Raw genomic sequence first — 26166 nt, 5'->3', positions numbered from 1 at the left:
CTTTATCTTGAAGAGGATGTTTCTTACCTGCTACAGCGAAACATCTTGTAGGAATACTTGTATGAAGCCTGATTGCCAGACAAAACCATCGCCCATAAAAAAGGCCGCTGCAAACGCAGCGGCCAAAGCAAGACGTGGATCAAGGAGCAATAAATCAACGTCAGTGAACAGGGGGCGATGAGTCGAAAAAATACGCTTCAAATCATCTGGAATCTGTCGCCAACGGGGTGGGTCAATCATCCCCGTCGCTTCGTGCTTTCAGGCCGTTTGCCGTGAAAGCCCGGCAAGAATAAGGGCTTGAGCGCAAAGGAAAAATAGCGATTCCAGACATGCACTGTTGCAGGCTGAGCAACAGTCTCTGGCGACCCCTGTAGCAGCCTTCGGCAGCTGCTACATGCCCGATTCAACCCACGTCCATGCGCTGCACTGATAGTCCTCCATCCAGCCCATCCATACCTCGCGCAAACCCCCGTCCCACGCGGGCATTCATCCTTTGGAGGTACAACGCGAATACCTCCTTGGTGCGCTTATCGCTCCCGGCGTGCGGCAGTAGGGTGGGGCCTTCTGTCACTCACCGGGGAAGACGCATGACAAAAACAACAATGCGCGCCATCTTCAAACCGCAAGCGCTGGCCGCTGCGGTGGCCTTGGGCTGCTGTGCCCAGGCGCAGGCTGTTTCATTCAACATCGGCGAAATCGAGGGGCAGTTCGATTCCTCGTTGTCCGTCGGCGCGAGCTGGGGCATGCGCGATGCCGACAAGTCACTGGTGGGCACCGTCAACGGCGGTACCGGCCAGTCTTCGACCGGTGATGACGGGCGCCTGAACTTCAAGAAAGGCGAGACCTTCTCCAAGATCTTCAAAGGTATCCACGACCTCGAATTGAAGTACGGCGACACAGGCGTGTTCGTCCGTGGCAAGTACTGGTACGACTTCGAGCTGAAGGACGAAGACCGCGAGTTCAAACAGATCAGCGACAGCGGTCGCAAAGAAGGCGCCAAGTCTTCAGGCGCACAGATCCTCGATGCATTCGTCTATCACAACTATTCCATCGCCGATCTGCCGGGCACCGTGCGCGCCGGCAAGCAGGTGGTCAGCTGGGGTGAAAGTACCTTCATCGGCAACTCGATCAACAGCATCAACCCGGTCGACGTTTCCGCATTCCGTCGTCCGGGGGCGGAGATCAAGGAAGGCCTGATTCCGGTGAACATGCTGTTCGCTTCCCAGGGCCTGACCGATCAGCTCACGGTGGAAGGTTTCTACCAACTGGAGTGGGATCAGACCGTTCTCGACAACTGCGGCACTTTCTTCGGCGTTGACGTGGCGGCGGATGGCTGCAACAACGGTTATACCGTCGGCAGCCCGGCGATTGCCCCGTTGGCGCCGCTGGCGTCAGCCTTTGGCCAGCCTATCCAGGTCACCCGTGAGGGCGTCATCGTGCCCCGTGGCGGCGACCGCGATGCCCGGGATTCAGGGCAGTGGGGCACCGCCTTGCGCTGGCTCGGTGACGACACCGAATACGGCCTCTACTTCATGAACTATCACAGTCGCACACCGACCGTTGGCACCACCACCGCCGGGCTGTCCACACTGGCCAGCCTGCCGGGCATGGTCAGCATTGCCAACCGTCTGGCCCCGGGCAGCGGTTCGGGCCTGGCGCAAAGCGTGATGCTCGGGCGCGGCCAGTATTACCTTGAATACCCGGAAGACATTCGTCTGTACGGCGCAAGCTTCTCCACCACTTTGCCCACCGGGACTGCCTGGACCGGCGAAATCAGCTATCGGCCCAACGCTCCGGTGCAGGTCAATACCAACGACTTGACACTGGCATTGCTTAACCCGATCGCCGGCGGCGCCGCATCGCCTGTCACGACCCGGCCAGGTGCCGACAACACGGGTTATCGCCGCAAGGAAGTGACCCAGGTCCAAAGCACCCTGACGCACTTTTTCGACCAGGTATTGGGCGCCCAACGGCTGACCCTGGTGGGTGAGGCCGCGGTGGTGCGGGTTGGTGGTCTGGAGTCGCGGAGCAAGCTGCGTTATGGCCGCGATTCGGTTTACGGCCAGTACGGTTTCGGCGGCGATACCGACGGCTTCGTCACCTCAACTTCCTGGGGCTACCGCGCCCGGGCGATCCTTGATTACGCCAACGTGATTGGCGGGATCAACCTCAAACCCAACCTGTCCTGGTCCCATGACGTCGCCGGTTATGGCCCCAACGGGCTGTTCAACGAAGGCGCCAAGGCGGTCAGCGTCGGTGTCGATGCCGATTACCGCAACACCTATACCGCGAGCCTCAGTTACACCGACTTCTTCGGCGGTGACTACAACGTCCTGGAAGACCGTGACTTCCTGGCGCTGAGCTTCGGTGTGAACTTCTGATCTGGCTGAGAAGGATGATGTTAATGCGCAAGATGATTCTGCAATGCGGCGCCCTGGCCCTGAGCCTGCTGGCCGCCAACGTGATGGCGGCGGTCTCGCCGGAAGAAGCCAACAAGCTCGGCAACACACTCACGCCGCTGGGCGCCGAGAAGGCCGGCAACGCCGACGGCTCGATCCCGGCCTGGACCGGTGGCATCCCGAAAAACGCCGGCGCTGTCGACAGCAAAGGCTTCCTGGCTGACCCGTTCGCCAGTGAAAAACCGCTGTTCACCATCACCGCCGCGACTGTTGATAAGTACAAGGACAAGCTTTCGGATGGGCAGGTGGCGATGTTCAAGCGCTACCCGGAAACCTACAAGATCCCGGTCTACGCGACCCATCGCACCGTGGGCCTGCCGGCGGAAATCTACGAGTCGGCCAAGCGCAGCGCGCTGAATGTGAACAGCATCAACGACGGTAACGGCCTGGCCAATTTCACCGGCAATCGCTATTACGCATTCCCGATTCCGAAGAACGGCGTCGAGGTGCTGTGGAACCACATCACCCGTTATCACGGCGGCAACCTGCGACGCATCATCACTCAGGTGACCCCACAGACCAACGGCAGCTACACGCCAATTCGCTTCGAGGAAGAGATCGCCGTACCGCAACTGATGAAGGACCTGGACCCGGAAAAAGGCGCCAACGTACTGACCTTCTTCAAACAGTCGGTGACCGCGCCGGCGCGGTTGGCGGGTAACGTGTTGCTGGTGCATGAAACCCTCGACCAAGTGAAAGAGCCGCGTCTGGCGTGGATCTACAACGCCGGTCAACGTCGGGTACGACGCGCGCCGCAAGTGGCCTACGACGGGCCGGGCACCGCTGCCGATGGTCTGCGCACGTCGGATAACTTCGACATGTTTTCCGGCGCGCCTGATCGCTACGACTGGAAACTGATCGGCAAAAAGGAAATGTACATTCCCTACAACAGCTACAAACTCGACTCGCCGAGCCTCAAGTACGATGACGTGGTCAAGGCCGGGCACATCAATCAGGACCTGACCCGTTACGAGTTGCACCGGGTCTGGGAAGTGGTCGGCACGGTCAAGCCGAGCGAGCGGCACATCTACGCCAAGCGCCACATGTACCTCGACGAAGACAGCTGGCAAGTGGCGCTGGCGGATCACTACGACGGTCGGGGTCAACTGTGGCGAGTGGCCGAAGGTCACGCCCAGTATTACTACGATCACCAGACGCCGGCCTACACCTTGGAGGCGCTCTACGACATCATTGCCGGCCGATACATTGCCTTGGGAATGAAGAACGAAGAGAAGCACAGCTTCGAATTCGGCTTCGACGCCAAGTCTGCGGACTACACTCCGTCGGCCCTGCGCGCCGAGGGCGTTCGGTAAGGGTTTTGATACATTGGCATCACCAGAGGCGACCTGCGGGTCGCCTTTTTTATGGGCGCCAATCAGCGTCCTGAATACTTCTCAACAAGCGGGTTATAGAGGGCTAGGGTGGCCGGACAATTATAAAAAGGCACGCCGCAATGACCGCCATGACTCCGTGTCTGGACCGTTCTGGATTCCTGCCCCGCCTGTCCTCTCATCACCTGTCGCGGGCTCGTTTAAGCGAGCCGTTATTGGCTTCGACGGCCCGGGTGAAATTACTCTGCGCACCCGCCGGCAGTGGCAAGAGCGCGTTGCTCGCCGAATGCCTGTTGCAGGCGCCAACCCAGTACCGGGTGCATTGGTTGCCATTGTCTGGCGTGGCGTGGAGCGCGGTGGATTTTCGTCAGCGTCTGGCAGAGACACTGGGGCTGGCCTCATCGGATGAAACCGGGTTGCTGGGCGATCTGGCGCGACTGCAGACGCCGACTTGGCTGTTTCTCGATGACTATTGCCGTCTGCCGAACCCGGAACTGGATCAGTTACTGGATCGCATGTTGGCGATCAGCAGCCCGATGCTGACTTGGTGGCTGGGTGCCCGCCGCCGGCCGCAATGCAACTGGCCAAGGTTGCTGCTCGACGCTGAGTTGTACGAGTGCGAGAGCACTTCGCTGGCGTTCACCCAAGGTGAAGTCGAGCAGATATTGCAGCCCTGGGTGCCCGAGCAAGCCGGTAAGGTGGCGAGTCGGATTATCCAGCGCACCGGCGGCTGGTGTGCCGGTGTACGGATTGCATTGCTGCAGAAGTGCGACTGGTCACGTCAGGACAACTCCCTGGGACGGGCGGCCACCTTGCTCGATTACCTGGAGCACGAGTTGTTCAGCTCGCTGACACCTGAGTTGAGCGAGGCCTGGCGCGTGCTGGCCCACTTGCCCCGCTTCAATGCCCGATTGTGCGATCACCTGTTCGGGGCCGGGGAGGGCGCTCAATACTTGCGGACCTTGCAAGCGCTGGGCTGTTTTATCGAACCTTGGGGGGACTCCAGCGACTGGCTGCAGATTTTCACCCCGTTCACCCAGTTGTTGCGCGATGAGCAATGGCCGGCGGGACGCTCTTGGCATCGGCGTGCATGCCAGTGGTTCTGTGCTGAACAGGACTGGAAATCGGCCTTCGAACAGGCCTTGCTCGCCGAGGAATACGAAGTGGCGGTCAGCCTGTTGCAGCACTTCAGTTTCGAGCACTTGTTCGAAGAGCAAATGGTCGTGCTGTTGCTGCGTTTGCATGAGCAGCAAGGCGAGGAACTGATGCTGGGGAGCCCGCAGTTGGTGGGCTTGGTTACCGCTGCGCTGTTGTTCGCCGGACGCTTTGAACAAGCGACTCTGTGCATCGCTCATTTGGCGTATTTCACGCCTCAACCCTCGGCGGTGCTTCAGCGTCAACTGATTGCACGCTGGCAGGCCCTACAAGGTTGGTTACTGCATTTGCAGGGACGAATGGAGTCTTCGCATGCGCACTTTCTTGATGCATTGAGCGCCCTCGATCCCGAATGCTGGACGGCGCGCCTGATGTGTTTGTCCGGTCTGGCGCAACAAGCCCTGCTAAGGGGCGGACTCGACGTCGCGCAAGCCCATAACCGCGAGGCGCTGTGCCTGGCGCGGGCGCAAGGTTCGCTGGTGTTCGAGGGCTTGATGGAACTCGATCATGCGCAATTGCTGGAGCAACGTGGAGCCCCCGGGCGCGCTGAAAGTCTGCTCGCCAATATGCATGAACTGCTTTGCCTGCAATCTGACCGCGCAGTGCCTCTACTGGGGCGAATTGCCTTGCGTCGAGGGCGCCTGGCCTTGTGTCAGGGGCTGGATGAACAGGCAGCGGATTTTTTTCAGAGCGGGTTGGAGGACTGCGTTCGCAATCATGACAAACGTGCGCTGTACGGTTTTCTCGGGCAGGCACAACTGGCGGCCAATCAGGGTGACTACGCCCAAGCCTTCGTCCGCCTGCGCGACGCCGAGCGATTGATGCAGCAGCGGCAGATTCCGGACACGGTCTACCGTGGTGCTCTGTTGCAGGTCAGCAGTCAGTGCTGGTTGCAACAGGGGCGTCCCGAACTGGCCCGTGAGGCGTTGAGCCGGGTGCTCAACCATTATCGGGGGCCACAGGCCCGGCAGGCCCCGCCGGCGACACTGGAGTTGATTCCGCGGATTGAGTATTTGTTGATTCTGGCCGAGGTCAAACTGCAACGAGTGGAGGATCCCTTGGCTCGACTCGCCACCCTGCTTGAGAACACACAAGCGAACGGGATGATCAGCCTGGAAGCCGAGCTTCTGCTGGCGATGGCCGAGGCGGCCTTCATGGTGGGCGAACAGGGGAGTGCCCGTCAGTTTTTCGAAAAAGGCGTAGCGAAGGCGAACCGTTGTAACTTGCAGCCGTTGTTGGCGCAGTTGAACAGGCGTTGTCCCGGTTTCTTGTCGGAACTGCACATGATCGATAATAACGAGCCTTTTTCTGACAAGGATATTAATGAAAGCCCACTGAGCCTGAGGGAATTGGAAGTGCTTGAGTTGATTGCGTCAGGAAATTCGAACCGACAAATAGCCGATAAGTTGTTCATCTCATTGCATACCGTTAAAACACATGTCCGGCGGATTCATGGAAAGTTAGGGGTTGAACGCAGGACGCATGCAGTGGCAAGGGCAAGAATGCTGGGTTTATGCGGTTAATTGTTTTTTAATTATGTTATGAAGCTGTTTTGATGTCTTGGGTATTTAATGTTTTGCAAAGAGTGGTGGGTGTTATTGTTGGTTTTAATCGCGTTAAGTTAATTGCACTGGTTCAGGCGGCGTTTCGTTGTCTGATTTTTTAAAGTGCATTAATGGATGTGTATATGAGTGTTCAGGAAATACCGTTGATACAGGCGAGCCTGGGAGAGGTGGTTGAAAGTTCTAACGTGCTGGAAGAGGTGCTGAAGAAAACCCCATCGTTTAAATCAATCGTGCAAGACGTTTTGTTAAAGGAACTTCAGCAACTGTTGCCGGAGGTCTACATCAGCAAGACTTACATCAATGCCCGACGTTCAGGCATTGCGAATCAGGAGCCGACCGGTCTGTTCATGGACGTGTTCATGGAATGTCTGCGTCGTGGGCGTGCTCCTGTTTATGACGCGAGTCAGTACGGCGTCTATGACTGGCCCGGCTCCATGGATGAGTCGGACCGGGTCGACGGTCTGGACGTGGTTGCTCTGGGGGCGCTGATCGGCGATGTGCTGGGTACGCTGGCGCAAAAATACACACAAGTTCTGGATCGACACTGGGCGGCACCTCTGGGCAAGGATGCCCAAGGTCGTGAATCGGTCTCTCGCAGCAGTGATCTGCGGGACTTGTATGCGGCGCTTTTCTGGCAAGAGTTGAAAGCAACGGTACAAATGCAAGGGGTGAAGCCGGAAGTAGAAAAGAGCTACGAATTTTACATCAGGGGCAATCCCCAGACGCCGGCTTACAGTCTTTCTCTGGAACTGGAAAGCGGACGATTTGCAACGCTGGCTTGTTGTTTCGTCATGTATTTAACTGGCCGGTCCATCGCTGAACTTGTACCTGCCAATGATGACTGGGTCATCCTTTACACCCCTGCAAACGGGCTGGAAACGTTCCAGACGTCGGCAATAATGCACCGCTCGCTGGAGCAGCGCCTGAGCGACCCGAACAGCCGGGCGCAATTGCTCAAAGATATTTCACTGGAGGACGCTGAACAGGTCAGAAGTGTTCCTGATATCCGTTATTTAAAAACCCATGGCGAAATTTTCCAGGTTGTCATCGACAACCTGCTGGATAAACAACGGCGTGACGTTGCTTATGGCATTCGCCGTTTGCTGGAGCCAGATGCGGATCTGCCAGGCATCGTCCAATCCATTGAGCAGACTCAACGTCTGGATGAATTGAATGGTGATGCCAAGAGCCGCACCGCACGTCTGCTCACTTTGATGACGATGAACGCCAGGCCACAATGGCTGAAGGACACGCCCGCCACCCACCAGGAAACATTTGCCGCTTTGGAACGAGCGTTGCTTAGAAGCCAGGTCGCATTGCATGAGGCGATGGGGGGGCTGTCCTCCTTTCAGGACTATGTGCGGCGTGTCGTCGAAGAACATATCTCCCAGGGCGATGCCAATCGCGTTGATCCCGATACCGTTTGGGTGTCGGTAAAGCATTGGGTGCGTATGGGCGCCAGGAACATCGAGCATGTCCAGCGTAAAACCCTGACACAGCTATTCATGTACGGTGTGCATGATGTTACAGGGCGATACACGATTCAGTTTGAAGAACATCACTACAACCCACGACTGTCAGCGTCCAATATCGAAAAGGCCATCCGGGAATTTGATCTTCGTTTGAGATACGCCAGTGAACGAAGTTATCGCCTTAGCGATCCGCAAGTTAAAGACGCCCTGCGAGAAGTATTGAGTCAACAGATTGCACTGAGTAACTTCGCCGCGTTGCTTCAAAAACATATCAGCCCCCAAGCACAGGACATCGCGCAGCGCTATCTGTTTGGCGATCCGGACGTGGAGGCATACAGCGTTGCTTTTCGCAGCCACTACCGGCCGTTTAAAGACATGATCGTTTACCGTGCCAGAGGTGCAATGGCTGATTTTTCGATGCATGTGCTCTATGCGCCTGGCGCACCGACGGGGCAGCAATGGTATGAGTTCTCCGATCTGACGGCGTTCAAGCGACAGTTCATTGCATGGGGTTTCGAGCAGCGCGATCGTGATTTCCTGATCGGGCAGGCTTTCAGCACGGATCGTGAGCGGTTCGTGAAGGATTATCTTTCCTATGTCGATTCGGCGCTGGTGTTCCAACCGTGGTGGTGGGGCGGTGTCACTTTGGTGAAATGGGCGACGGAAGACGGACCGTTGATGGGCGCCATCCATAACATCGTCGGCTGGGAAATTGCCGAAGAACAAGTGGTCACACCCGGCTGGTACAGGAAGGCCGCGGTACAGGATCGCGAGCTTTTCACAAGGTTGAACACAGATTTCAAAGCCATCTACCAGGTATCAAACGAACCACTGCATATCGAAACGCTTGCCGCCTTCTCACGCAAACTGGTCATGAAGGCGTTGAACGATTATCTGCGTCGATCCGGCCCACATCCGGAAATCGACCCGGATCGGGTGAGCGTCAAGTTGCGTGGACACGACTATATGACACTTACCGATGTGTTCATTCAGTGGCAGATTTGGCGTGCTGATGGAACGGTGTGGTTCGGTTCCATGGATAACTCGTCGCTGGGGCGCTTGAATGAGGCCACTGTCACTGCGTTGATCAACTTATTGCCGGGCGTCAAATATGAGCAGTATCTACGGCAGGATTTCCTGGCAACGCCTTCTTATGATCTGAAGGCAAAGCTTTACTGCAAGACCGTGCAGAATGAAATGCTCAGGGCGGCATTGACACAAAAAATGCAGGGCTCTCTTTCCGGTGAACATTTCAATTGGCTCAAGGGGCTGATCGAGGATCTGGATCATGATCGCACTCACAATACGCTTCCGTTTCAGACGCTTGTCGCGCCAGGCGAAGGCGTTTATACGCTGGCGCTGGAGGGGCGACGGTTGGAGGGGGCCTATACGTTCGGGCGCAACGTGGCTGGCAGGTTGGAATACCTGATCTACATTCCGAAAGCACCGGATGGCCTGGCATTTCGTCCCATTGAGTCGTTGACTCAGGGCTTAAAGGAAGGCGCACTGGGCAATCATGTTGTCGGACTTGTCAGGCTGGAAGACAGAGGCGTAGTGCAACGTTATGTCGACAACTGCCGCAACGCTTCAGGTGCCTTGCCGACGCCAAGGTTGCGAGACAGTTACCCTGTGAGCCACTTCAAGTTCGAATACCACAGTATGGTGTTGCGGCTTATCTATGACGTCGACTATCAGACGAGCACGCGTGCGGAAATTTTCTGGCGTAACGTGATGATCGGCGCAGAACTGGTGGTGGATGTCATCTCGCTGTTTATCCCTCCAGTGGCTCTGGTGGCCAGCGTCCTGCGTATCACGCGTTCGATCGTTCAGGGTGTGATTGCCTATAGCCTGGGCGATGAAGATGCCGGCAAAGCCTACCTCGCCTCGGCCTGGAGAAGCACCATCCTCGTGTATGTGGGTATCGTGGCGGGGGTTGGCACGTCGACTTCGGCGGTGGGCCTGTTGTCGCGGATCAAGGACATCTCCGAAATTGTGTCGACCGCGACCGGCGTTCCGGTGGGCGTTGGCTATGTCACTGCGGTGACGTCCACGTACCTGCTTCAGGACAGTAAAACCCGAATCACAGACTGATCCTGCCGGGTCAGCCGTTACTCAGGCTGATACCCCATCCGCCAACTCACGGCCCGCGTCGCCGCCAACAACCGCTGCGCCGCCGGGCCGTTTTCATCGGCATGGAACAACGAGGCCGGGCCGACAATGGTCATCACCGCGGCCACCTGCCCAACCGCATTGAACACCGGTGCCGACAATGCATCCACGCCGGGCATCAGCAAGCCGTGAACATGGTGCAAGCCGCGTTCGCGGATCTGCTCGCACAATGTGGTGTAAGCCTGCTCATCGGCCAACGGATGAACGTCGACGGCGCGAACTTCGAGATCGCGCAACTCATCGCTTTCACGGTGGGGCAAATAGGCACTGAACACCAGCCCGGTCGAGGAGCTGAGCAACGGTAAAACCGAGCCCAATTGCGTGACCACTGTCACCGCGCGCACGGCCGGTTCGATATGCACCACCGTCGCGCCCTGATTGCCCCACACCGCCAAAAAACAGGTTTCGTTCAGGTCGTCGCGCAGTTCAGCCAAGGGCAGGGCGGCGACTTTCAGTACGTCCATACTGTTCAGAGCAGCCAGACCGACCCGAAGCGCCTCACGGCCCAGGCCGTAATGGTTGGTGGCGGGGTTTTGCTCGGCAAAACCACTGGCGATCAGCGCCTGTAGATAGCGATGAACCTTGCTCGCCGGCATCTGCACGTGTTCAGCCAGGCGCGACAACGAGGTCGATGGCGACAGCTCGGCAAGTGCCTTGAGGATGTCGGTACCGACTTCGGCCGAGCGGACTTTCTGTTTACCGTTGCTTTCGCTGGTCATGAGGCGGTGTGATCCCGGGACGAATGGGCGTCTTTATAGCTTGACGGTCAATACCAATCAAATTACGTTATGCGTAATCAAATTACGATAAAAATAACCCTGGCGTGCCAAGCTCTCTTCAGCAGAGTGACAGGCCATTGCCAACTCCCGTTCAGGAGGCTCCATGAACCTCGATTCAACGGCGCCAGCGCTGGCTTATCAGTCAGGCTTTGGCAACGAATTCAGTAGCGAAGCGTTGCCGGGCGCATTGCCCGTCGGCCAGAACTCCCCGCAAAAAGCCCCTTACGGTCTGTACACCGAACTGTTCTCCGGCACTGCATTCACCATGGCTCGCAGCGAAGCGCGGCGGACCTGGATGTACCGCATCCAGCCGTCGGCCAATCACCCGGCATTCGTCAAACTGGATCGGCAACTGGCCGGTGGTCCGTTGGGTGAAGTAACCCCCAATCGCCTGCGTTGGAACCCGTTGGACATGCCGACCGAGCCCACCGATTTCATCGACGGGCTGGTGAACATGGTCGCCAACTCGGGCGCAGAAAAACCGTCCGGGATCAGTATTTATAACTACCGCGCCAACCGTTCCATGGAACGCGTGTTCTTCAACGCCGACGGCGAACTGCTGCTGGTGCCGCAACTGGGTCGCCTGCGCATCGCCACCGAACTGGGCGTGCTGGAGCTGGAACCGCTGGAAATCGCCGTCCTGCCTCGCGGGCTGAAATTCCGCGTTGAACTGCTCGATCCGCAAGCCCGCGGCTACATCGCCGAAAACCATGGCGCCCCTCTGCGCCTGCCGGACCTGGGGCCGATCGGCAGTAACGGCCTGGCTAACCCGCGAGACTTCCTGACGCCGGTGGCCCATTACGAAAACCTCAAGCAACCGACCACCCTGGTGCAGAAATTCCTCGGCCAGTTGTGGGGTTGTGAACTCGATCATTCGCCGCTGAACGTGGTCGCCTGGCACGGCAATAACGTGCCTTATAAATATGACCTGCGCCGTTTCAATACCATTGGCACGGTCAGTTTCGATCATCCGGACCCATCGATTTTCACCGTTCTGACTTCGCCGACCAGCGTGCACGGTCTGGCTAACCTGGATTTCGTGATCTTCCCGCCACGCTGGATGGTCGCCGAGAAGACATTCCGTCCGCCGTGGTTCCACCGCAACCTGATGAACGAATTCATGGGCCTGATCCAGGGCGAATACGATGCCAAGGCCGAAGGCTTTGTGCCTGGCGGCGCGTCGTTGCACAGTTGCATGAGCGCCCACGGCCCCGACGGCGAGACGTGCACCAAAGCGATCAACGCGGAACTGGCGCCGACTAAAATCGATAACACCATGGCCTTCATGTTCGAGACCAGCCAAGTGTTGCGCCCGAGCCGATTTGCCCTGGATTGCCCACAATTGCAAAACAATTACGACGCCTGCTGGGCCACGCTGCCCGCGACTTTCGACCCGACCCGGAGATAACCATGACTCAGACTTCCATCACTCGTAGCTGGGTTGCCTCCGCCAACGGCCACGCGGATTTTCCGCTGCAGAACCTGCCGTTGGGCGTGTTCAGCGTGAAGGGCTCCGCGCCGCGCAGTGGCGTGGCGATCGGCGACCACATCTTTGATCTGGAAGCGGCACTGGATGCCGGGCTGTTCGATGGCATTGCGAAGAAAGCAGCCGAAGCCACCCGTGGTGGTCAGCTGAATGCGTTTTTCGAACTGGGTCGCGAGGCACGCGTGGCCTTGCGTGAACGCTTGATCGAGTTGTTCAAGGAAGGCAGCACCCTTCACGGCAAGATCGAGGCCCAAGGCGCCAAACTGCTGCCGCTGGCGGCGGATTGCGAAATGCACTTGCCGGCGAAGATCAACGATTACACCGACTTCTACGTCGGCATCGAGCACGCGCAGAATGTCGGCAAACTGTTCCGCCCGGACAACCCGTTGCTGCCGAACTACAAGTACGTGCCGATTGGTTACCACGGCCGTGCCTCGACCATTCGCCCGTCCGGCACTGACGTGCGTCGGCCGAAAGGCCAGACCCTGCCGGCCGGCCAGACCGAGCCGACGTTTGGTCCGTGCGCACGTCTGGACTATGAATTGGAGCTGGGTATCTGGATCGGTCAGGGCAACGAGATCGGCGACTCCATCGCCATCGGTGACGCCGCCGACCACATCGCCGGTTTTTGCCTGCTCAACGACTGGTCGGCGCGAGACATCCAGGCCTGGGAATACCAGCCGTTGGGTCCGTTCCTGTCCAAGAGTTTCATCACCAGTATTTCGCCGTGGGTGGTGACGGCCGAAGCGCTGGAGCCGTTCCGTCGTGCGCAGCCTGCACGCCCGGAAGGCGATCCGCAGCCGTTGCCGTACCTGTTCGACAAACGTGATCAGGCCGCCGGTGCCTTCGACATCGAACTCGAAGTGCTGCTGCTGACCGAATCGATGCGCGAGCAAAATATCCCAGCCCATCGCCTGACCCTCAGCAACACCCAACACATGTACTGGACCGTCGCACAACTGGTTGCGCACCACAGCGTCAACGGCTGCCAGTTGCAGGCCGGTGATCTGTTCGGTTCGGGCACGCTGTCCGGTCCTGAAAGCGGTCAGTTCGGTAGCCTGCTGGAAATCACCGAGGGCGGTAAGAAGCCGATCGAGCTGGCGTCGGGCGAGGTGCGTAAATTCCTTGAGGACGGCGACGAAATCATTCTGCGCGCCCGTTGCAACCGCGAGGGTTTTGCTTCCATCGGTTTCGGCGAATGCCGCGGCAAAGTGCTGCCAGCACGCTAAGAGGATCGGGTCATGGAACTCTATACCTACTATCGTTCGACTTCGTCCTACCGGGTGCGCATTGCGTTGGCGCTCAAGGGGCTGGATTACCAGGCGCTACCGGTCAACCTGATCGCGCCGCAAGGTGGCGAACATCGGCAGCCGACCTATCTGGGCATCAACCCCCAAGGTCGGGTGCCGGCCTTGCGCACTGATGAGGGCGAGTTGCTGATCCAGTCACCAGCGATCATCGAGTACCTGGAGGAACGTTATCCACAGGTGCCATTGCTGTCCAAGGATCTCGTCGCCCGTGCCCATGAGCGTGGCGTGGCGGCGGTGATCGGCTGCGATGTTCACCCCCTGCACAACGTCAGCGTGCTCAATCAGCTTCGGCAGTTGGGGCACGATGAGCCGCAGGTGGTTGAGTGGATCGGTCACTGGATCAGGCAAGGGTTGGCGACGGTGGAGCAGTTGATCGGTGACACTGGTTACTGCTTTGGCGATCAGCCGGGGCTGGCGGACGTCTATTTGATCCCGCAGCTGTATGCGGCCGAGCGCTTCAATATTTCCCTTGAGGCCTACCCGCGAATTCGTCGAGTGGCGGCGCTGGCGGCGACACACCCCGCCTTCTTCCTGGCCCATCCGGCAAATCAGCCCGACACCCCGTAACAAGGTTTTCAGAAACAAGATCTTTTGCTTTTAATGCACGACCGAGTTGGGCGGCAAATGCCCGAGCCGTTCGGTGAGGCGAATCCGCTGGATCGGGTCGTCACAGAGCAGCAGCGCGTGCTCCAGGTCAAAACGCTCGGCATTCGGGCAGTCCAGCCGTTGGTAGAGACTGGCCCGGGCCAGATAGTCGGAGGCGCTGGCGTTGCCCAATTCAAGCACGCGCTCGGCGTCGATCAGGGCGTCGATGTAGTCATCATTCGTGAGGTACAACTGGCGCAGGTTGCGCGACAGCCGCTGCAGCATCTGCACCGGTTCGGCTGTCAGTAAATGCTCGGCGCCGAGCTGCATGTTCGGGCCGTACTGGCGTTGCAGTAACTCCCGGCAGTCGTTGGGGTATAGCCGTCGCCCGCCGCAAGGGTCAAGCAGATGATCGGCGCCTTGCACCCGCAGCAGGAAATGCCCGGGGAAGTTGACCCCGACCAGGGGAATCTCCAGCCTTCTGGCCAGTTCCAGCGCAATCAGGCCCAGCACCAGCGGTTGGCCCCGTCGACGTTCCAGCACCTTATTGAGTAACGCCACTTGCGGACGCAAGGGCGTGGAGTCGTCCTGAGCGAACCCCAGGTCATTCATTCGGCGCAACAACGGTTGGGCCAATTCACTCACCGGCAGCATCGGCAACCCGTAGCTGACCCGCTGTTGCAGGTCCTTGAAATCCGCCAGCACCGTCTCGGGATTCAGTTCCTTATCGTGTTCGACGGCCATCCACAGTGCCGCCTCGAACAGCGCGGGCGGTGATCGTTGCAGACAGTCGAAAAAACGTTGGCGCGGGGTCATCAAAATCTCCGGGGAATGCCTCGTTTTAGCCCCGTCTCAGGCTTTCGTCCAGTGTCGGGCACAGGCGCTAGCAGGTTATGTCCGAAAGCCTCTAAAGCGACGCCGCTTATTCCGGGGCGTTTCTGCAATTTTTGTGCACAAGCTTATACTGGCGACTACAAGAAGTGATTCGGGAGCCCTACGATGTTCGCTCTCATGCAAAGCACTCGCCTTGAATCGCTGCACCTGAGCGTCGATCCGGTCACCGGGTTGAAGGCGGTGATTGCCATCCACAACAGCCGTCTGGGACCTGCCCTGGGCGGGTGTCGTTACCTTGCTTACCCCAGCGATGAATCCGCGATCGAGGATGCTGTGCGCCTTGCCCAAGGCATGAGTTACAAGGCGGCCCTGGCCGGCCTGGCTCAGGGCGGTGGCGTAGCGGTGATTGTTCGCCCGGCCCATGTGGAAAACCGCGCCGCAGTATTCGAAGCGTTCGGGCGCTGGATCAATCAGTTCGACGGTCGCTACATCACCGCCATCGACGCCGGCACTTCGGTGGCGGACATGGATTGCATCGCCCAACAGACGCAGTTCGTTACCAGCACCACCGCCGCGGGCGACCCTGCACCGCATGCCGCCATGGGCGTATTCGCTGGTATTCGCAGCACCGCCATGGCCCGCTTGGGCAGCGATAATCTCGAAGGCTTGCGCATAGCCATTCAAGGCCTGGGCAATGTCGGTTATGCCTTGGCCGAACAGCTACACGCCGCCGGTGCCGAGCTGCTGGTCAGCGACATCGATCATGGCAAGGTGCAGCTGGCCATGGAGCAATTGGGTGCTCATCCAATCGCCAACGATGCACTGCTCAGCACACCGTGCGACATACTCGCGCCTTGCGGCCTGGGCGGTGTGCTAAACACCAACAGTGTGTCGCAACTGCGCTGCTCGGCGGTCGCCGGTTCGGCAAACAATCAACTGATCCATCTCGAGATCGCCGATCAACTGGAACGCCGGGGCATTTTGTATGCGCCCGATTACGTGATCAATGCCGGTGGGCTGATCTACGTGTCGCTCAAACACCGCGGGGAAGAGCTGACGACCATCACCGCGCACCTGTCGAAAATCAGTTCACGGCTGACCGAAGTCTTCGCCCATGCCCAGGCGGAAAAGCGCTCTCCGGCCCGGGTGGCAGATGAGTTGGCGGAGAAAGTGTTGTACCGGTGAAAAGTTTGAAAGGAGTGAGAGCCTATCCGGCCGTTGCTCCCCAAGCCCTGCGTCACAAGCGCCGGGCCTGACAAATGCACGCCGACTCCCGCGTGCCAGGAGCCCTGTGATGCTTCACAAGGTTGAGCTGCCTTACACCCGATTTTTATCCCCTGATGGCCTGCCACTCGGCGATCTTCCCGCCTGGGCCGACGATTTCAATCTGTTGACGCGCCTGTATCGGCAGATGGTCCTGACCCGCCTTTTCGATCAGAAAGCTGTCGCCTTGCAACGCACCGGGCGCATCGGCACCTACGCGCCGACCTTGGGCCAGGAAGCCATTGGTGTCGCGGTCGGTAGCCTGATGCACGCCGAAGATGTGCTGATCCCGTATTACCGCGACACCGCTGTGCAATTGATGCGCGGTGTACGCATGGAAGAAATCCTGCTGTATTGGGGCGGCGACGAGCGTGGCAGCGACTTTGCCGACCCGGCGGTGGCCCAGGATTTCCCGATCTGCGTGCCGATCGCCACCCAGGCCCTGCATGCCTGTGGCGTCGCCAGCGCCTTCAAGATCCGCGGCGAGCATCGGGTCGCGGTCACCACTTGCGGCGACGGCGGAACCAGCAAAGGTGATTTCCTCGAAGCCCTCAACGTTGCTGGCGCCTGGCAGTTGCCGGTGGTGTTCATGGTCAACAACAACCAATGGGCGATCTCGGTGCCGCGACGAATCCAGTGCGGCGCTCCGACGCTGGCGCAGAAAGCCATTGGCGCCGGGTTCCACGGGGAGCAAGTCGACGGCAATGACATGCTCGCCGTTTACGACCGCGTGCAAGCCGCCCTCGAACGGGCGCGTCACGGTAAAGGTCCGGTGCTGCTCGAATGCCTGAGCTATCGGCTCGGCGATCACACCACCGCCGACGATGCTACGCGCTACCGGTCGGCGGACGAGGTCAAGCAGGCCTGGCTCGAAGAACCGATCAAACGCCTGCAACGGTTTATGGCCGGGCAGGGTGTGTGGGACGAAGGCCGCGAACAGGCGCTAATCAGCGAATGCCAGGGTTTGGTGCAGCGTGCTGTGGATAACTTCGAAGCGGCGGGCCTGCAGGCGCCGGAATCGGTGATGGATCATGTCTACGCCCAATGGCCGCAAGCCCTGGCCGAACAGCGCGAAGAATTTCTGGAGCGGGTGGCGCGACGGACGAGAGGTTCGGGCCATGAGTAACGGCAAAGTGACGCTGCTGGAAGCGGTGAATCTTGCGTTGCATCGGGCCATGAGCGAGGACGAGAACGTCATCGTCCTCGGTGAAGACGTCGGGGTAAACGGAGGCGTGTTCCGCGCCACGCTGGGCCTGCGCGACACCTTCGGTTTCAAGCGGGTGATCGACTCGCCGCTGGCCGAAACCATGCTCGGCGGGCTGGTGGTGGGCATGGCGGCCCAAGGCCTGAAACCGGTGGTGGAAATCCAGTTCATGGGGTTTATTTACGCCACCATGGAGCACCTGGTGTCCCACGCCAGCCGCATGCGCAATCGCACGCGCGGGCGGATCACCTGCCCGATGGTGATGCGCTCGCCCATGGGCGCAGGGATTCGCGCGCCGGAACATCACAGCGAAAGCACTGAAGCGCTGTTCGCGCACATTCCGGGGCTGCGGGTGGTGATCCCGTCCTCGCCGGCCCGGGCCTATGGCTTGTTGCTCGCAGCCATCGACGACCCGGATCCAGTGATATTTCTCGAACCGACCCGACTCTATCGAATGAACCCGCAACCGCTGCTGGATGACGGCAAGCGCCTGCCGCTGGACAGCTGTTTCACCCTGCGTGAAGGCAGTGACATTACCTTGATCAGTTGGGGCGCCAGCGTGATGGAAACCCTGCAAGCCGCCACGCAACTGGCCGAGCAGGGCGTCTCGGCGGAAGTGATCGATGTCGCCAGTATCAAACCGCTGGACCTCGACACGATGGAAGCCTCGGTGCGCAAGACCGGTCGTTGCGTGATCGTGCATGAAGCGCCGCGCTCCTGCGGAGTCGGCGCGGAAATCGCCGCCAGTCTCTACGAACGGGTGTTTCTGGAGTTGCAGGCACCGATCCAGCGAGTCACCGCGCCAGACATTCCGCCGCCGCTGTATCGACTGGAATCGCTGTACATGCCCGGCATCGAAGACATTCTTCATGCCTGCGACACCGTCATGCAGCACTACCCCTGAACAGACGCCTGAGGCCGAGGAGGTTGCGATGAAATATTTCAAACTGCCGGATCTGGGCGAAGGCTTGCAGGAAGCGGAAATCGTCCGTTGGCACGTCAAGGTCGGCGATACCGTCAAAGCCGACCAACTGCTGGTGTCGGTGGAAACCGCCAAGGCGCTGGTGGACATTCCCGCGCCCTACGACGGTGTGGTGGCAAAAACCTTTGGTGGCGAGGGCGACATCCTTCACGTTGGCGAACCTCTGCTCGGTTACGAAGGCGACGCGGATGCAGGAACCGTGGTGGGACGGCTTGAGGGCGGCGGCACGAATCAGGAGGATGCATTTTTCATCGGCGCTGCGCCTTCGACTCGTGAGCACCTGGCGAACCGTGCCACGCCGGCGGTGCGTCAACTGGCTCGGCAACTCGGTGTTGAACTGAGCGCCTTGGCCGGCTCCGGTCAGGACGGCCAGATCACCCGCAGCGACGTAGAAAACGCGGCCCAGACGGAACGCGAACGCTTCGGCGGCGAGAAGCTGCGCGGTGTACGACGCAGCATGGCGCTGAACATGGCCAGGTCCCATGCCGAAGTGGTGCCGGTGACGATTTTCGGTGATGCCGATCTGCATCGCTGGGGGCAGGCGCGAGAACCGCTGATTCGTCTAGCCAAAGCGATGGCGGCCGCCTGCGCCGTAGAACCCGTGCTCAACAGCGCCTTCGATGGCAAAACCCAGGCGCTCAAGCAACACGAACGGCTCGATCTGGGCATTGCCGTGGATACGCCGGACGGCTTGTTCGTGCCGGTGCTGCGCGATGTCGGTCAGCGCACGGCGGCGGATTTGAAAGAAGGTGTGATGCGTCTGCGGGCCGACGTGCAGGCGCGCTCGATCCCGCCCCAGGAAATGATGGGTGCGACCCTGACCCTGTCGAACTTCGGCACCTTGTTCGGCCGCTACGCCAACCCGGTGGTGGTGCCGCCGCAAGTGGCGATCCTCGCCGCCGGGGCGATCCGCGATGAACCGGTGGCGGTCGAGGGCGCGGTGGTGGTGCATCCGATCCTGCCGCTGTCCCTGACTTTCGATCACCGTGTGGTCACCGGCGGCGAGGCGGCGCGGTTCTTCAAAGCGTTGGTCGAGGCGCTGGAACAACCCGAGGTCTAGATTTCCCGCAGGCATGAAAAAGGCCCTGAGCCATTTGACTCAGGGCCTATTCAATTCGGGCATTGCTTACTTGGGTGTCTTGGCAGCTTTGGCTGGCTTGGTCGGCTCAGCGCCCGCTACTTCAACAGGTGCAGCTGTTTCAACAGGTTCAGTGGCTTTAACAGGTTCAATGGCTTCGGCGGGTGCATTCAACAGTTCGGACAGTGCGTCCGGCTGGCTCTTGAATGCCTTGGCGAATACATCACGGTTCTTCGCCATGTAGATCCCGGCTTCTTCCACTTGCTGTTCGGTCAGGGACGGAACGGCTTTTTGCAACACTTCAGCCAGCAATTCGGCCAGTTCGAGCATTTTGTCATGACGGTCAGCTTCGGCTTTATCCATGAACAAGCGCTCCAGATCTCGGCTGCTGCGGTATACCACTTCGACGGCCATTCACCACCTCACATGCCTTCACATTAGTTGTCTGTTTCGACTACTGTATTTATATACAGCTAAAAGGATAAGCGAATCCCTGCGCTTTGGGTAGTGGCTTTTTAATGTAGACCGTAATCGGCGTTTGTCAGGTGAACCGTGTCGCTCCATTCGCGGGCAAGCCCGGCTCCCACAAGGATCACCGCTGAACCCTGTGGGAGCGGGCTTGCCCGCGATGGCGTCCGTGCTATCACCGCCAACGTGTCTCATATCACGCAGCCATCATCTCACCCAACAGAATATGGCCTTTTTTCTGCATGCAGAACAACCGTCACGTCCATCCCGCATCATCCGCTCGAACCGAGCTAAGGAACAATCAAAGTGAAAATCAACTGGGCCGAGAACCTGCGGCAGAACGTGCACCAACTGGCCGAGTCCCTGGGCAACCTGTTCGTCGAGACCTTCCACTACCTGGCGCTGTTCGCCATCGGTGCGGTGACCGCGTGGGCGGCGGTGATGGAATTCCTCGGAATGCTCGAACAGGGGCACATCAAGATCGATGACATCTTGCTGCTGTTCATCTACCTGGAACTGGGGGCGATGGTCGGGATTTACTTCAAGACCAACCACATGCCGGTGCGTTTCCTGATCTATGTGGCGATCACCGCGCTGACCCGGCTGCTGATCTCCAACGTCTCGCACCACAATCCGCCGGACCTGGGGATCATCTACCTGTGCGGCGGGATTCTGCTGCTGGCGTTTGCGATTCTGGTGGTGCGTTACGCCTCGTCGCAGTTCCCTTCGGTGAAGATCGAACACCCGCAGCGCAAGATCGGTGCGGGTTCCGGTGAGCATCCCGAAGTGGAGAAGGGCGAGATTTAAAGCCCCATTGAAGGTCGGGGCCGGGATTTGACCAAGGGCGGCGGCGGGTTACGATTGTCGCCGTCGGTCATGGCTTCGAGGATGGCCACGGCGCTGTGGCCTTGTTCGATGGCGATGCCGAATTGAATGCTTTGCACCAGGCGTTTGAGGCGCTTGGGATCATTGCGTTGTTCGGCGCTGATCATCCGTTTGGCCACCACGCGACCACTTTTGGAGAGGGTCAGCATGATGCTGCCGTCCAGCCCCTGAATGCTCAGGTTGACTTGATAATCCGGTGCAAAGGCATCGGTAATGAGCTGAAAAGGATTGTCCATAATGCGTCACCGCCTGATTGAACGTGCAGTTGTTGACGGCCGTGATCGGGATTAGTTCGCAACACCAGACCACCGGCCTTCCATGTTCATGTGCTTTCATCCGTGCCGCGTAAGGGATATAGCAAGGTGCATGCCGGAAAAACTGTCGGACAATGAACACGGCAAAAAAGTGGCGGGCACTCTGGCCCGCCTTCTTTTTGCCTGCCCGTTTCAGGGCATGAACGAATAGATGATCGCAGACAGTGCAATCAAACCGATCAACACCACAAACACGTTCGAGGCCTGATTCGAGTACTGGCGCAAGGCCGGCACGCGGCGGATGGCGTACATCGGCATCAGGAACAACAGGCACGCGATGATCGGTCCGCCGAGGGTTTCGATCATGCCCAGGATGCTCGGATTGAAGGTTGCCACGGCCCAGCAGCTGAGGATCATGAACAGCGCAGTAATGCGGTTCAGCCAACTGGCGGACATGACGCGACCACGGCCACGCAGGCTTTTCACGATCAGGCCCTGAAAGCCTTCGCTGGCGCCGATGTAATGGCCGAGGAAGGATTTGGTGATCGCCACCAACGCAATCAACGGCGCGGCATAAGCGATGACCGGTGTCTGGAAGTGGTTGGCCAGGTACGACAGGATCGAAATGTTCTGCGCCTTCGCAGCGGCCAAATCAGCCGGGGACAACGCCAGCACGCAGCTGAAGCAAAAGAACATCACCGTGACGACCATCATGGCGTGAGCGATCGCGAGAATGCCGCTGCTTTTGCGTTCGGCTTGTTCGCCGTAACGCTGTTTCTGATCGACGGCGAAGGCCGAGATGATCGGCGAATGGTTGAACGAGAACACCATCACCGGAATCGCCAGCCACAAAGTCTTGAAGAACAACGGCAGCGGCATGCCTTCACTGGCGGTGGCGAAGAACGCGCCGTTCCAGTTTGGAATCAGGCTGACGCCGAGCAGCAGCAATGCCGCGACGAACGGGTAAACCAGCACGCTCATGCATTTGACGATGACGCCCTGACCGCAACGCACGATCGCCATCAAGCCGAGAATCAGCCCCAGCGACAGAATCGCCCGAGGGGGCGGCGTCATGTGCAACTGATGCTCCATGAGGCTGCTCAGGGTGTTGGTCAGCGCCACGCTGTACACCAGCAGAATCGGGAAGATCGCGAAGAAATACAGCAGCGTGATCAGCTTGCCGGCGCCGATGCCGAAGTGTTCTTCCACCACTTCGGTAATGTCCCCGGAACGCCCGGACAACACGAAGCGCGTCAGGCCGCGGTGGGCGAAGAAGGTCATCGGAAAGGCCAGTACCGCCAGGAGCAGCAGCGGCCAGAAACCACCGACACCCGCGTTGATCGGCAGGAACAATGTGCCGGCACCAATCGCCGTGCCATAGAGGCCAAGCATCCAGGTGGTGTCGTGTTTGCTCCAGCCTTTGTGGGTTGTTTCGCTACTGCGTGTCAGATCTACAGCAGGATTATCGGCAGCAGGTGTACGTATTTCGGTCATCGTTTTCGCCTCGTTATTATTCTTGCTCGGGCTCACGTGTTGCGGACGGTCAGGCAGGCACCTGCTTCGGAGTGCTCCTCAGCACTCCACCCAGCTCACCGCCAGGCCGCCCCGTGAAGTTTCTTTGTATTTGTCGTGCATGTCGGCGCCGGTATCGCGCATGGTGCGGATCACCCGGTCCAGGGAAATGAAGTGTTTGCCGTCACCGCGCAGGGCCATTTGCGTGGCGTTGATCGCCTTCACGGCAGCAATTGCGTTGCGCTCGATGCACGGCACCTGCACCAGACCGCCGACGGGGTCGCAGGTCAGGCCGAGGTTGTGTTCCAGGCCGATTTCGGCGGCGTTTTCCAGTTGCTCGGGAGTCGCTCCGAGTATGTCGGCCAGGCCGGCGGCGGCCATGGCGCAGGCGGAGCCGACTTCACCCTGGCAGCCGACTTCGGCGCCAGAGATCGAGGCGTTTTTCTTGCAGAGAATGCCTACGGCGGCAGCGCCCAAAAAGAACGCCACGACGTCATCGTCCGACGCGTCCGGGTTGAATTTCATGTAGTAGTGCAGCACGGCGGGAATGATCCCCGCCGCCCCATTTGTAGGCGCGGTCACCATGCGTCCGCCAGCCGCGTTCTCTTCGTTCACGGCGAGGGCGAACAGGTTGACCCACTCCATGGCTGACAGGGTGGAACTGATGACATTCGGTTTGCCGATTTCCAACAGGCTGCGGTGCAATTTCGCGGCGCGGCGCGGAACATTCAGACCGCCGGGCAGGATGCCTTCGTGACGCAAACCTTGCTCGACGCACTCGCGCATCACCGACCAGATATGCAGCAAGCCCTGACGGATCTCGGCGTCGCTGCGCCAGGCCCGTTCGTTGGCCATCATCAGCTCGGAAACCCGCAGACCGTGCTGGTTGCAGAGCTTGAGCAACTCGGCGGCACTGGAAAAATCGTAGGGCAGCACCACATCGCTGGCCGGCGCAATGCCGGACTCGGCTTCTGCTGCTTCGATGATGAAACCACCACCCACCGAGTAGTACGTCTGCTCGAACAGCTCACCGGTTTCGCCGAAGGCTGTCAGAGACATCGCGTTGGGGTGGTAGGGCAAGCTCTCGTCCAGCAGCAGGAGATCGCGCTGCCAGTTGAAGGCAATAGTCGACTTGCCGGCAAGACTCAGTTCGCCGGTTTCACGCAAGGTTTGGATTCGGCTGTCGATTGAGTTCGGATCAATGCTGTCTGGCCATTCGCCCATCAGGCCCATGACGCAGGCACGGTCGGTGGCGTGACCGACGCCAGTGGCCGAAAGGGAGCCATAGAGGCGGATTTCTACCCGCCGTACGTCGACCAGTAAATGCTGGTCAATCAGTGCCTGGGCGAAGGTCGCGGCGGCGCGCATCGGGCCGACGGTGTGGGAGCTGGACGGACCGATGCCGACTTTGAAGAGATCGAAAACACTGATAGCCATGCTAAAGCCTATACAAGCAATGGAAGAGAAATCGCCGCCATTTTTGTAGGCCAAGCGCAAGGTGGGCGATACTGCCAACCTCGGTCCTACGTGACCAACGAAACTTCCTAAGACAGCCTTTAGCAGGACTAAACAATGAGTCGCCAATTGCACGCCCAGACCTACGTCTGGCTGCACGTGTTTTCGTGTGCCGCGCGGCACTTGTCCTTCACCCGTTGCGCCGAAGAACTGCACATCACGCCGGGTGCGGTCAGTCAGCAAATTCGCCAACTGGAAGAGCGGCTAGGTTTTCGCCTGTTTCATCGTCGCGCCCGGGGTGTGGAGTTGAGCGCTGAAGGCCAGCGATTGGCTATCACCGTCAACGAAGCCTACGGCAGCATCGATGCGGAATTGCGACGACTGGACGCGGGAATGATCAGCGGGATTTTGCGATTGCGCTCGATTCCATCGTTCCTGAGCAAGTGGTTGACCCCCAGGTTGCCGCGTTTGCAGCAGCGTTTTCCGGACATTCAATTGCGGCTGGTAGCAGAAGACAGCAGCGTGCCATTGCATGAGGGCGACTTCGATTTGGCCATCGACCTCAATGACGGCAGTTATCCGGGATTGTTATCCACAACCTTGTTGGATGAGCAGATCTTTCCGGTGTGCGCCCCGAGCCTTTTGCGCGCAAGGCCGCCACTGCACGGCCCGGCAGACCTGGTGCATTTTCCGTTGCTGCATGACATCACCGCCTGGCGCGGCAGTTACGAATACGCGGAATGGGAGTTCTACCTCAACGCCATCGGCTTCGAGGGCGCGGATGTGCGGCGCGGGCATACCTTCAATCGCAATCACCTGACCATCGAAGCGGCGATTGCCGGGATGGGTGTGGCGATTGCGCGGCGAACGCTGCTCAACGATGAACTCGAGCGCGGGACGTTGATCGTGCCGTTTGGCCTGGCGGTGCCCAATCACAAGCGTTACGTGCTGCTTTATGCGCCGGGCGCGCTGAGCCATCCGGGCGTGCGCGCGGTGCATGACTGGCTGGTGGAAGAAGCGGGGATATTTCGTAGCCTGCATCCGCTGGCGGAGCAGCAGATGTGACAGCAGCCTGGAACATCAGCCAGGGGCGACCCAACTCCCGACATTAACAGCGCTTTTACCCGTTGTCCGGCTTTTTTTGCGAATGAATATTTATCTTTTTTTAGGGGTTGAAATGTTCTGCGCACACACCGATTGTGTAACCAAGAGGTCACGGTGATGAAGCCCAAGGGCCAGCCGAAGGGCCTCTCGCGAGCTAGCTGAAATAAGGGATGAACTATGCAAATCCAAGTCAATAGCGATAACCATATTCAAAGCAGCATCCGACTGGAGGAGTGGGTACGTACTACCATTGAGAGCACGCTCGAACGTTATGAAGAGGACCTGACCCGCGTCGAGGTCCACCTGCGGGACGAGAACGGCGACAAGCCCGGTCCCCACGATATGCGCTGTCAGCTGGAAGCGCGGCCAAAAGGCCATCAACCGATTTCTGTTACCCATAAAGCCGCTAACCTGGAACTGGCGATCGACGGTGCGGCTGAAAAACTCGAACATGCGCTTGAACATCTGTTCGGCAAACTGCGGGGCAAACCACGTGCCGCTGTGGTGCCGTTCGAAAGGCCTACGGCCGATGCGCTGCTGGAAGACGAGTTTCTCGAGAACGAACAGGCTGCACAAAACGGCTGAGGCCTGATTTACTTTTTACCTTCCCACTTTCTCTCCACCTGAAAAACGGGCCTGCTTATGCAGGCCCGTTCTTGTTTATGGTATTCGCCGGCTCCTGTGGTTCCATGGAAACCTGTGGCGAGGGAGCTTGCTCCCGCTGGGGGGCGAAGCAGCCCCAAAACCATCCAGTGCAGTGTGTCAGGCAAATCTCGTTAGCAGGTTTTACGACTGCTTCGCAGCCGAGCGGGAGCA

The 26166-nt window shown here is 59.1% G+C and carries 20 protein-coding genes and 1 pseudogene; 14 read left to right on the top strand and 7 right to left on the bottom strand.

Annotation, left to right across the window (positions count from 1 at the left end):
* Positions 1-30: 30 nt before the first annotated feature.
* Positions 31-240 carry a hypothetical protein gene (locus AB7M26_RS00785; RefSeq protein WP_148050134.1) on the bottom strand — a complete coding sequence of 70 codons (210 nt, stop codon included), beginning with the start codon at positions 238-240 and terminating at the stop codon, positions 31-33.
* 347 nt (positions 241-587) lie between these two features.
* Between AB7M26_RS00785 and AB7M26_RS00780 the strand changes: the two genes are divergently transcribed.
* The 4 genes from AB7M26_RS00780 to AB7M26_RS00765 all read left to right on the top strand — a co-directional run bounded on the left by AB7M26_RS00780 (position 588) and on the right by AB7M26_RS00765 (position 10073).
* Positions 588-2381, top strand: coding sequence for a DUF1302 domain-containing protein (locus AB7M26_RS00780; RefSeq protein ID WP_123496681.1), 1794 nt, complete (start codon positions 588-590; stop codon positions 2379-2381).
* Positions 2382-2404: 23 nt separating this feature from the next.
* On the top strand, positions 2405-3772 hold the full coding sequence (locus AB7M26_RS00775; RefSeq protein ID WP_192346173.1) for a DUF1329 domain-containing protein: 1368 nt from the start codon (positions 2405-2407) through the stop codon (positions 3770-3772).
* Between the two features lie 140 nt (positions 3773-3912).
* Positions 3913-6468 carry a LuxR C-terminal-related transcriptional regulator gene (locus tag AB7M26_RS00770; protein ID WP_429387561.1) on the top strand — a complete coding sequence of 852 codons (2556 nt, stop codon included), beginning with the start codon at positions 3913-3915 and terminating at the stop codon, positions 6466-6468.
* Positions 6469-6632: 164 nt separating this feature from the next.
* Positions 6633-10073, top strand: coding sequence for a dermonecrotic toxin domain-containing protein (locus tag AB7M26_RS00765; protein WP_429387558.1), 3441 nt, complete (start codon positions 6633-6635; stop codon positions 10071-10073).
* Positions 10074-10090: 17 nt separating this feature from the next.
* On the opposite strand, the gene AB7M26_RS00760 is transcribed toward AB7M26_RS00765, so the two are convergent.
* Positions 10091-10870 carry an IclR family transcriptional regulator gene (locus tag AB7M26_RS00760; RefSeq protein ID WP_192346167.1) on the bottom strand — a complete coding sequence of 260 codons (780 nt, stop codon included), beginning with the start codon at positions 10868-10870 and terminating at the stop codon, positions 10091-10093.
* A 163-nt stretch (positions 10871-11033) separates the two neighbouring features.
* Here AB7M26_RS00760 and hmgA point away from each other — a divergent pair, with 163 nt between their 5' ends.
* Genes hmgA through maiA form a run of 3 tightly spaced genes read left to right on the top strand, consistent with a single transcriptional unit; the run spans position 11034 to position 14293 of the window.
* Complete coding sequence (gene hmgA / locus AB7M26_RS00755; protein WP_429378116.1) at positions 11034-12338, top strand: homogentisate 1,2-dioxygenase; 1305 nt, start codon at positions 11034-11036, stop codon at positions 12336-12338.
* A gap of 2 nt (positions 12339-12340) precedes the next feature.
* On the top strand, positions 12341-13645 hold the full coding sequence (gene fahA, locus AB7M26_RS00750; protein WP_429378114.1) for a fumarylacetoacetase: 1305 nt from the start codon (positions 12341-12343) through the stop codon (positions 13643-13645).
* A gap of 12 nt (positions 13646-13657) precedes the next feature.
* Positions 13658-14293 (top strand): maleylacetoacetate isomerase, encoded by a 636-nt coding sequence (gene maiA / locus AB7M26_RS00745; RefSeq protein ID WP_218398719.1) that lies wholly within the window; start codon positions 13658-13660, stop codon positions 14291-14293.
* Positions 14294-14323: 30 nt separating this feature from the next.
* Here the strand turns inward: maiA and AB7M26_RS00740 are convergent, their stop codons facing one another.
* Positions 14324-15127, bottom strand: coding sequence for a SirB1 family protein (locus AB7M26_RS00740; RefSeq protein WP_123496695.1), 804 nt, complete (start codon positions 15125-15127; stop codon positions 14324-14326).
* A 183-nt stretch (positions 15128-15310) separates the two neighbouring features.
* Here AB7M26_RS00740 and AB7M26_RS00735 point away from each other — a divergent pair, with 183 nt between their 5' ends.
* The 4 genes from AB7M26_RS00735 to AB7M26_RS00720 all read left to right on the top strand — a co-directional run bounded on the left by AB7M26_RS00735 (position 15311) and on the right by AB7M26_RS00720 (position 19654).
* Positions 15311-16330 carry a Glu/Leu/Phe/Val dehydrogenase family protein gene (locus tag AB7M26_RS00735; RefSeq protein ID WP_123496697.1) on the top strand — a complete coding sequence of 340 codons (1020 nt, stop codon included), beginning with the start codon at positions 15311-15313 and terminating at the stop codon, positions 16328-16330.
* 109 nt (positions 16331-16439) lie between these two features.
* A complete protein-coding gene (pdhA, locus tag AB7M26_RS00730; RefSeq protein WP_123496698.1) occupies positions 16440-17534 on the top strand; it encodes a pyruvate dehydrogenase (acetyl-transferring) E1 component subunit alpha in 1095 nt (364 codons plus the stop codon).
* On the top strand, positions 17527-18516 hold the full coding sequence (locus tag AB7M26_RS00725) for an alpha-ketoacid dehydrogenase subunit beta (protein WP_123496700.1): 990 nt from the start codon (positions 17527-17529) through the stop codon (positions 18514-18516). Before pdhA ends, AB7M26_RS00725 begins: the two co-directional genes overlap by 8 nt.
* A 28-nt stretch (positions 18517-18544) precedes the next feature.
* Positions 18545-19654 carry a dihydrolipoamide acetyltransferase family protein gene (locus tag AB7M26_RS00720; protein WP_429387550.1) on the top strand — a complete coding sequence of 370 codons (1110 nt, stop codon included), beginning with the start codon at positions 18545-18547 and terminating at the stop codon, positions 19652-19654.
* A gap of 177 nt (positions 19655-19831) precedes the next feature.
* On the opposite strand, the pseudogene AB7M26_RS00715 reads toward AB7M26_RS00720, so the two are convergent.
* A pseudogene (locus tag AB7M26_RS00715) lies at positions 19832-20086 on the bottom strand (YebG family protein); the annotation flags it as partial.
* A gap of 360 nt (positions 20087-20446) precedes the next feature.
* Between AB7M26_RS00715 and AB7M26_RS00710 the strand changes: the two are divergent.
* Positions 20447-20947, top strand: a complete 501-nt coding sequence (locus AB7M26_RS00710) for a phosphate-starvation-inducible protein PsiE (protein WP_007903272.1) — start codon at positions 20447-20449, stop codon at positions 20945-20947.
* Here AB7M26_RS00710 and AB7M26_RS00705 read toward each other — a convergent pair.
* The 3 genes from AB7M26_RS00705 to AB7M26_RS00695 all read right to left on the bottom strand — a co-directional run bounded on the left by AB7M26_RS00705 (position 20944) and on the right by AB7M26_RS00695 (position 24228).
* Complete coding sequence (locus tag AB7M26_RS00705; RefSeq protein WP_123496706.1) at positions 20944-21261, bottom strand: DUF3509 domain-containing protein; 318 nt, start codon at positions 21259-21261, stop codon at positions 20944-20946. The two genes, AB7M26_RS00710 and AB7M26_RS00705, sit on opposite strands and share 4 nt — an antisense overlap.
* Before the next feature lie 210 nt (positions 21262-21471).
* Positions 21472-22773, bottom strand: a complete 1302-nt coding sequence (locus AB7M26_RS00700) for a serine/threonine transporter (RefSeq protein WP_123496707.1) — start codon at positions 22771-22773, stop codon at positions 21472-21474.
* A gap of 78 nt (positions 22774-22851) precedes the next feature.
* Positions 22852-24228, bottom strand: a complete 1377-nt coding sequence (locus AB7M26_RS00695; protein ID WP_429387546.1) for an L-serine ammonia-lyase — start codon at positions 24226-24228, stop codon at positions 22852-22854.
* Between the two features lie 135 nt (positions 24229-24363).
* Here AB7M26_RS00695 and AB7M26_RS00690 point away from each other — a divergent pair, with 135 nt between their 5' ends.
* Together AB7M26_RS00690 and AB7M26_RS00685 are read left to right on the top strand one after the other, a co-directional pair.
* On the top strand, positions 24364-25311 hold the full coding sequence (locus tag AB7M26_RS00690) for a LysR substrate-binding domain-containing protein (RefSeq protein ID WP_123496709.1): 948 nt from the start codon (positions 24364-24366) through the stop codon (positions 25309-25311).
* Between the two features lie 216 nt (positions 25312-25527).
* Positions 25528-25935 (top strand): HPF/RaiA family ribosome-associated protein, encoded by a 408-nt coding sequence (locus tag AB7M26_RS00685; RefSeq protein WP_008070486.1) that lies wholly within the window; start codon positions 25528-25530, stop codon positions 25933-25935.
* Positions 25936-26166: the final 231 nt, after the last annotated feature.

The organism is Pseudomonas sp. F-14 TE3482 (assembly GCF_053629455.1).
Note: the sequence above shows the minus strand (reverse complement) of the source record. Positions and strands in the feature narration are given on the sequence as shown.

Coding starts and splice junctions, on each gene's coding strand:
- AB7M26_RS00740 (WP_123496695.1), bottom strand. CDS start 15,127: ATGACCCCGCGCCAACGTTTTTTCGACTGTCTGCAACGATCACCGCCC.
- AB7M26_RS00775 (WP_192346173.1), top strand. CDS start 2,405: ATGCGCAAGATGATTCTGCAATGCGGCGCCCTGGCCCTGAGCCTGCTG.
- AB7M26_RS00725 (WP_123496700.1), top strand. CDS start 17,527: ATGAGTAACGGCAAAGTGACGCTGCTGGAAGCGGTGAATCTTGCGTTG.
- maiA (WP_218398719.1), top strand. CDS start 13,658: ATGGAACTCTATACCTACTATCGTTCGACTTCGTCCTACCGGGTGCGC.
- AB7M26_RS00720 (WP_429387550.1), top strand. CDS start 18,545: ATGAAATATTTCAAACTGCCGGATCTGGGCGAAGGCTTGCAGGAAGCG.
- AB7M26_RS00705 (WP_123496706.1), bottom strand. CDS start 21,261: ATGGACAATCCTTTTCAGCTCATTACCGATGCCTTTGCACCGGATTAT.
- AB7M26_RS00770 (WP_429387561.1), top strand. CDS start 3,913: ATGACCGCCATGACTCCGTGTCTGGACCGTTCTGGATTCCTGCCCCGC.
- AB7M26_RS00685 (WP_008070486.1), top strand. CDS start 25,528: ATGCAAATCCAAGTCAATAGCGATAACCATATTCAAAGCAGCATCCGA.
- fahA (WP_429378114.1), top strand. CDS start 12,341: ATGACTCAGACTTCCATCACTCGTAGCTGGGTTGCCTCCGCCAACGGC.
- AB7M26_RS00700 (WP_123496707.1), bottom strand. CDS start 22,773: ATGACCGAAATACGTACACCTGCTGCCGATAATCCTGCTGTAGATCTG.
- hmgA (WP_429378116.1), top strand. CDS start 11,034: ATGAACCTCGATTCAACGGCGCCAGCGCTGGCTTATCAGTCAGGCTTT.
- AB7M26_RS00785 (WP_148050134.1), bottom strand. CDS start 240: ATGATTGACCCACCCCGTTGGCGACAGATTCCAGATGATTTGAAGCGT.
- AB7M26_RS00760 (WP_192346167.1), bottom strand. CDS start 10,870: ATGACCAGCGAAAGCAACGGTAAACAGAAAGTCCGCTCGGCCGAAGTC.
- pdhA (WP_123496698.1), top strand. CDS start 16,440: ATGCTTCACAAGGTTGAGCTGCCTTACACCCGATTTTTATCCCCTGAT.
- AB7M26_RS00780 (WP_123496681.1), top strand. CDS start 588: ATGACAAAAACAACAATGCGCGCCATCTTCAAACCGCAAGCGCTGGCC.
- AB7M26_RS00695 (WP_429387546.1), bottom strand. CDS start 24,228: ATGGCTATCAGTGTTTTCGATCTCTTCAAAGTCGGCATCGGTCCGTCC.
- AB7M26_RS00765 (WP_429387558.1), top strand. CDS start 6,633: ATGAGTGTTCAGGAAATACCGTTGATACAGGCGAGCCTGGGAGAGGTG.
- AB7M26_RS00735 (WP_123496697.1), top strand. CDS start 15,311: ATGTTCGCTCTCATGCAAAGCACTCGCCTTGAATCGCTGCACCTGAGC.
- AB7M26_RS00690 (WP_123496709.1), top strand. CDS start 24,364: ATGAGTCGCCAATTGCACGCCCAGACCTACGTCTGGCTGCACGTGTTT.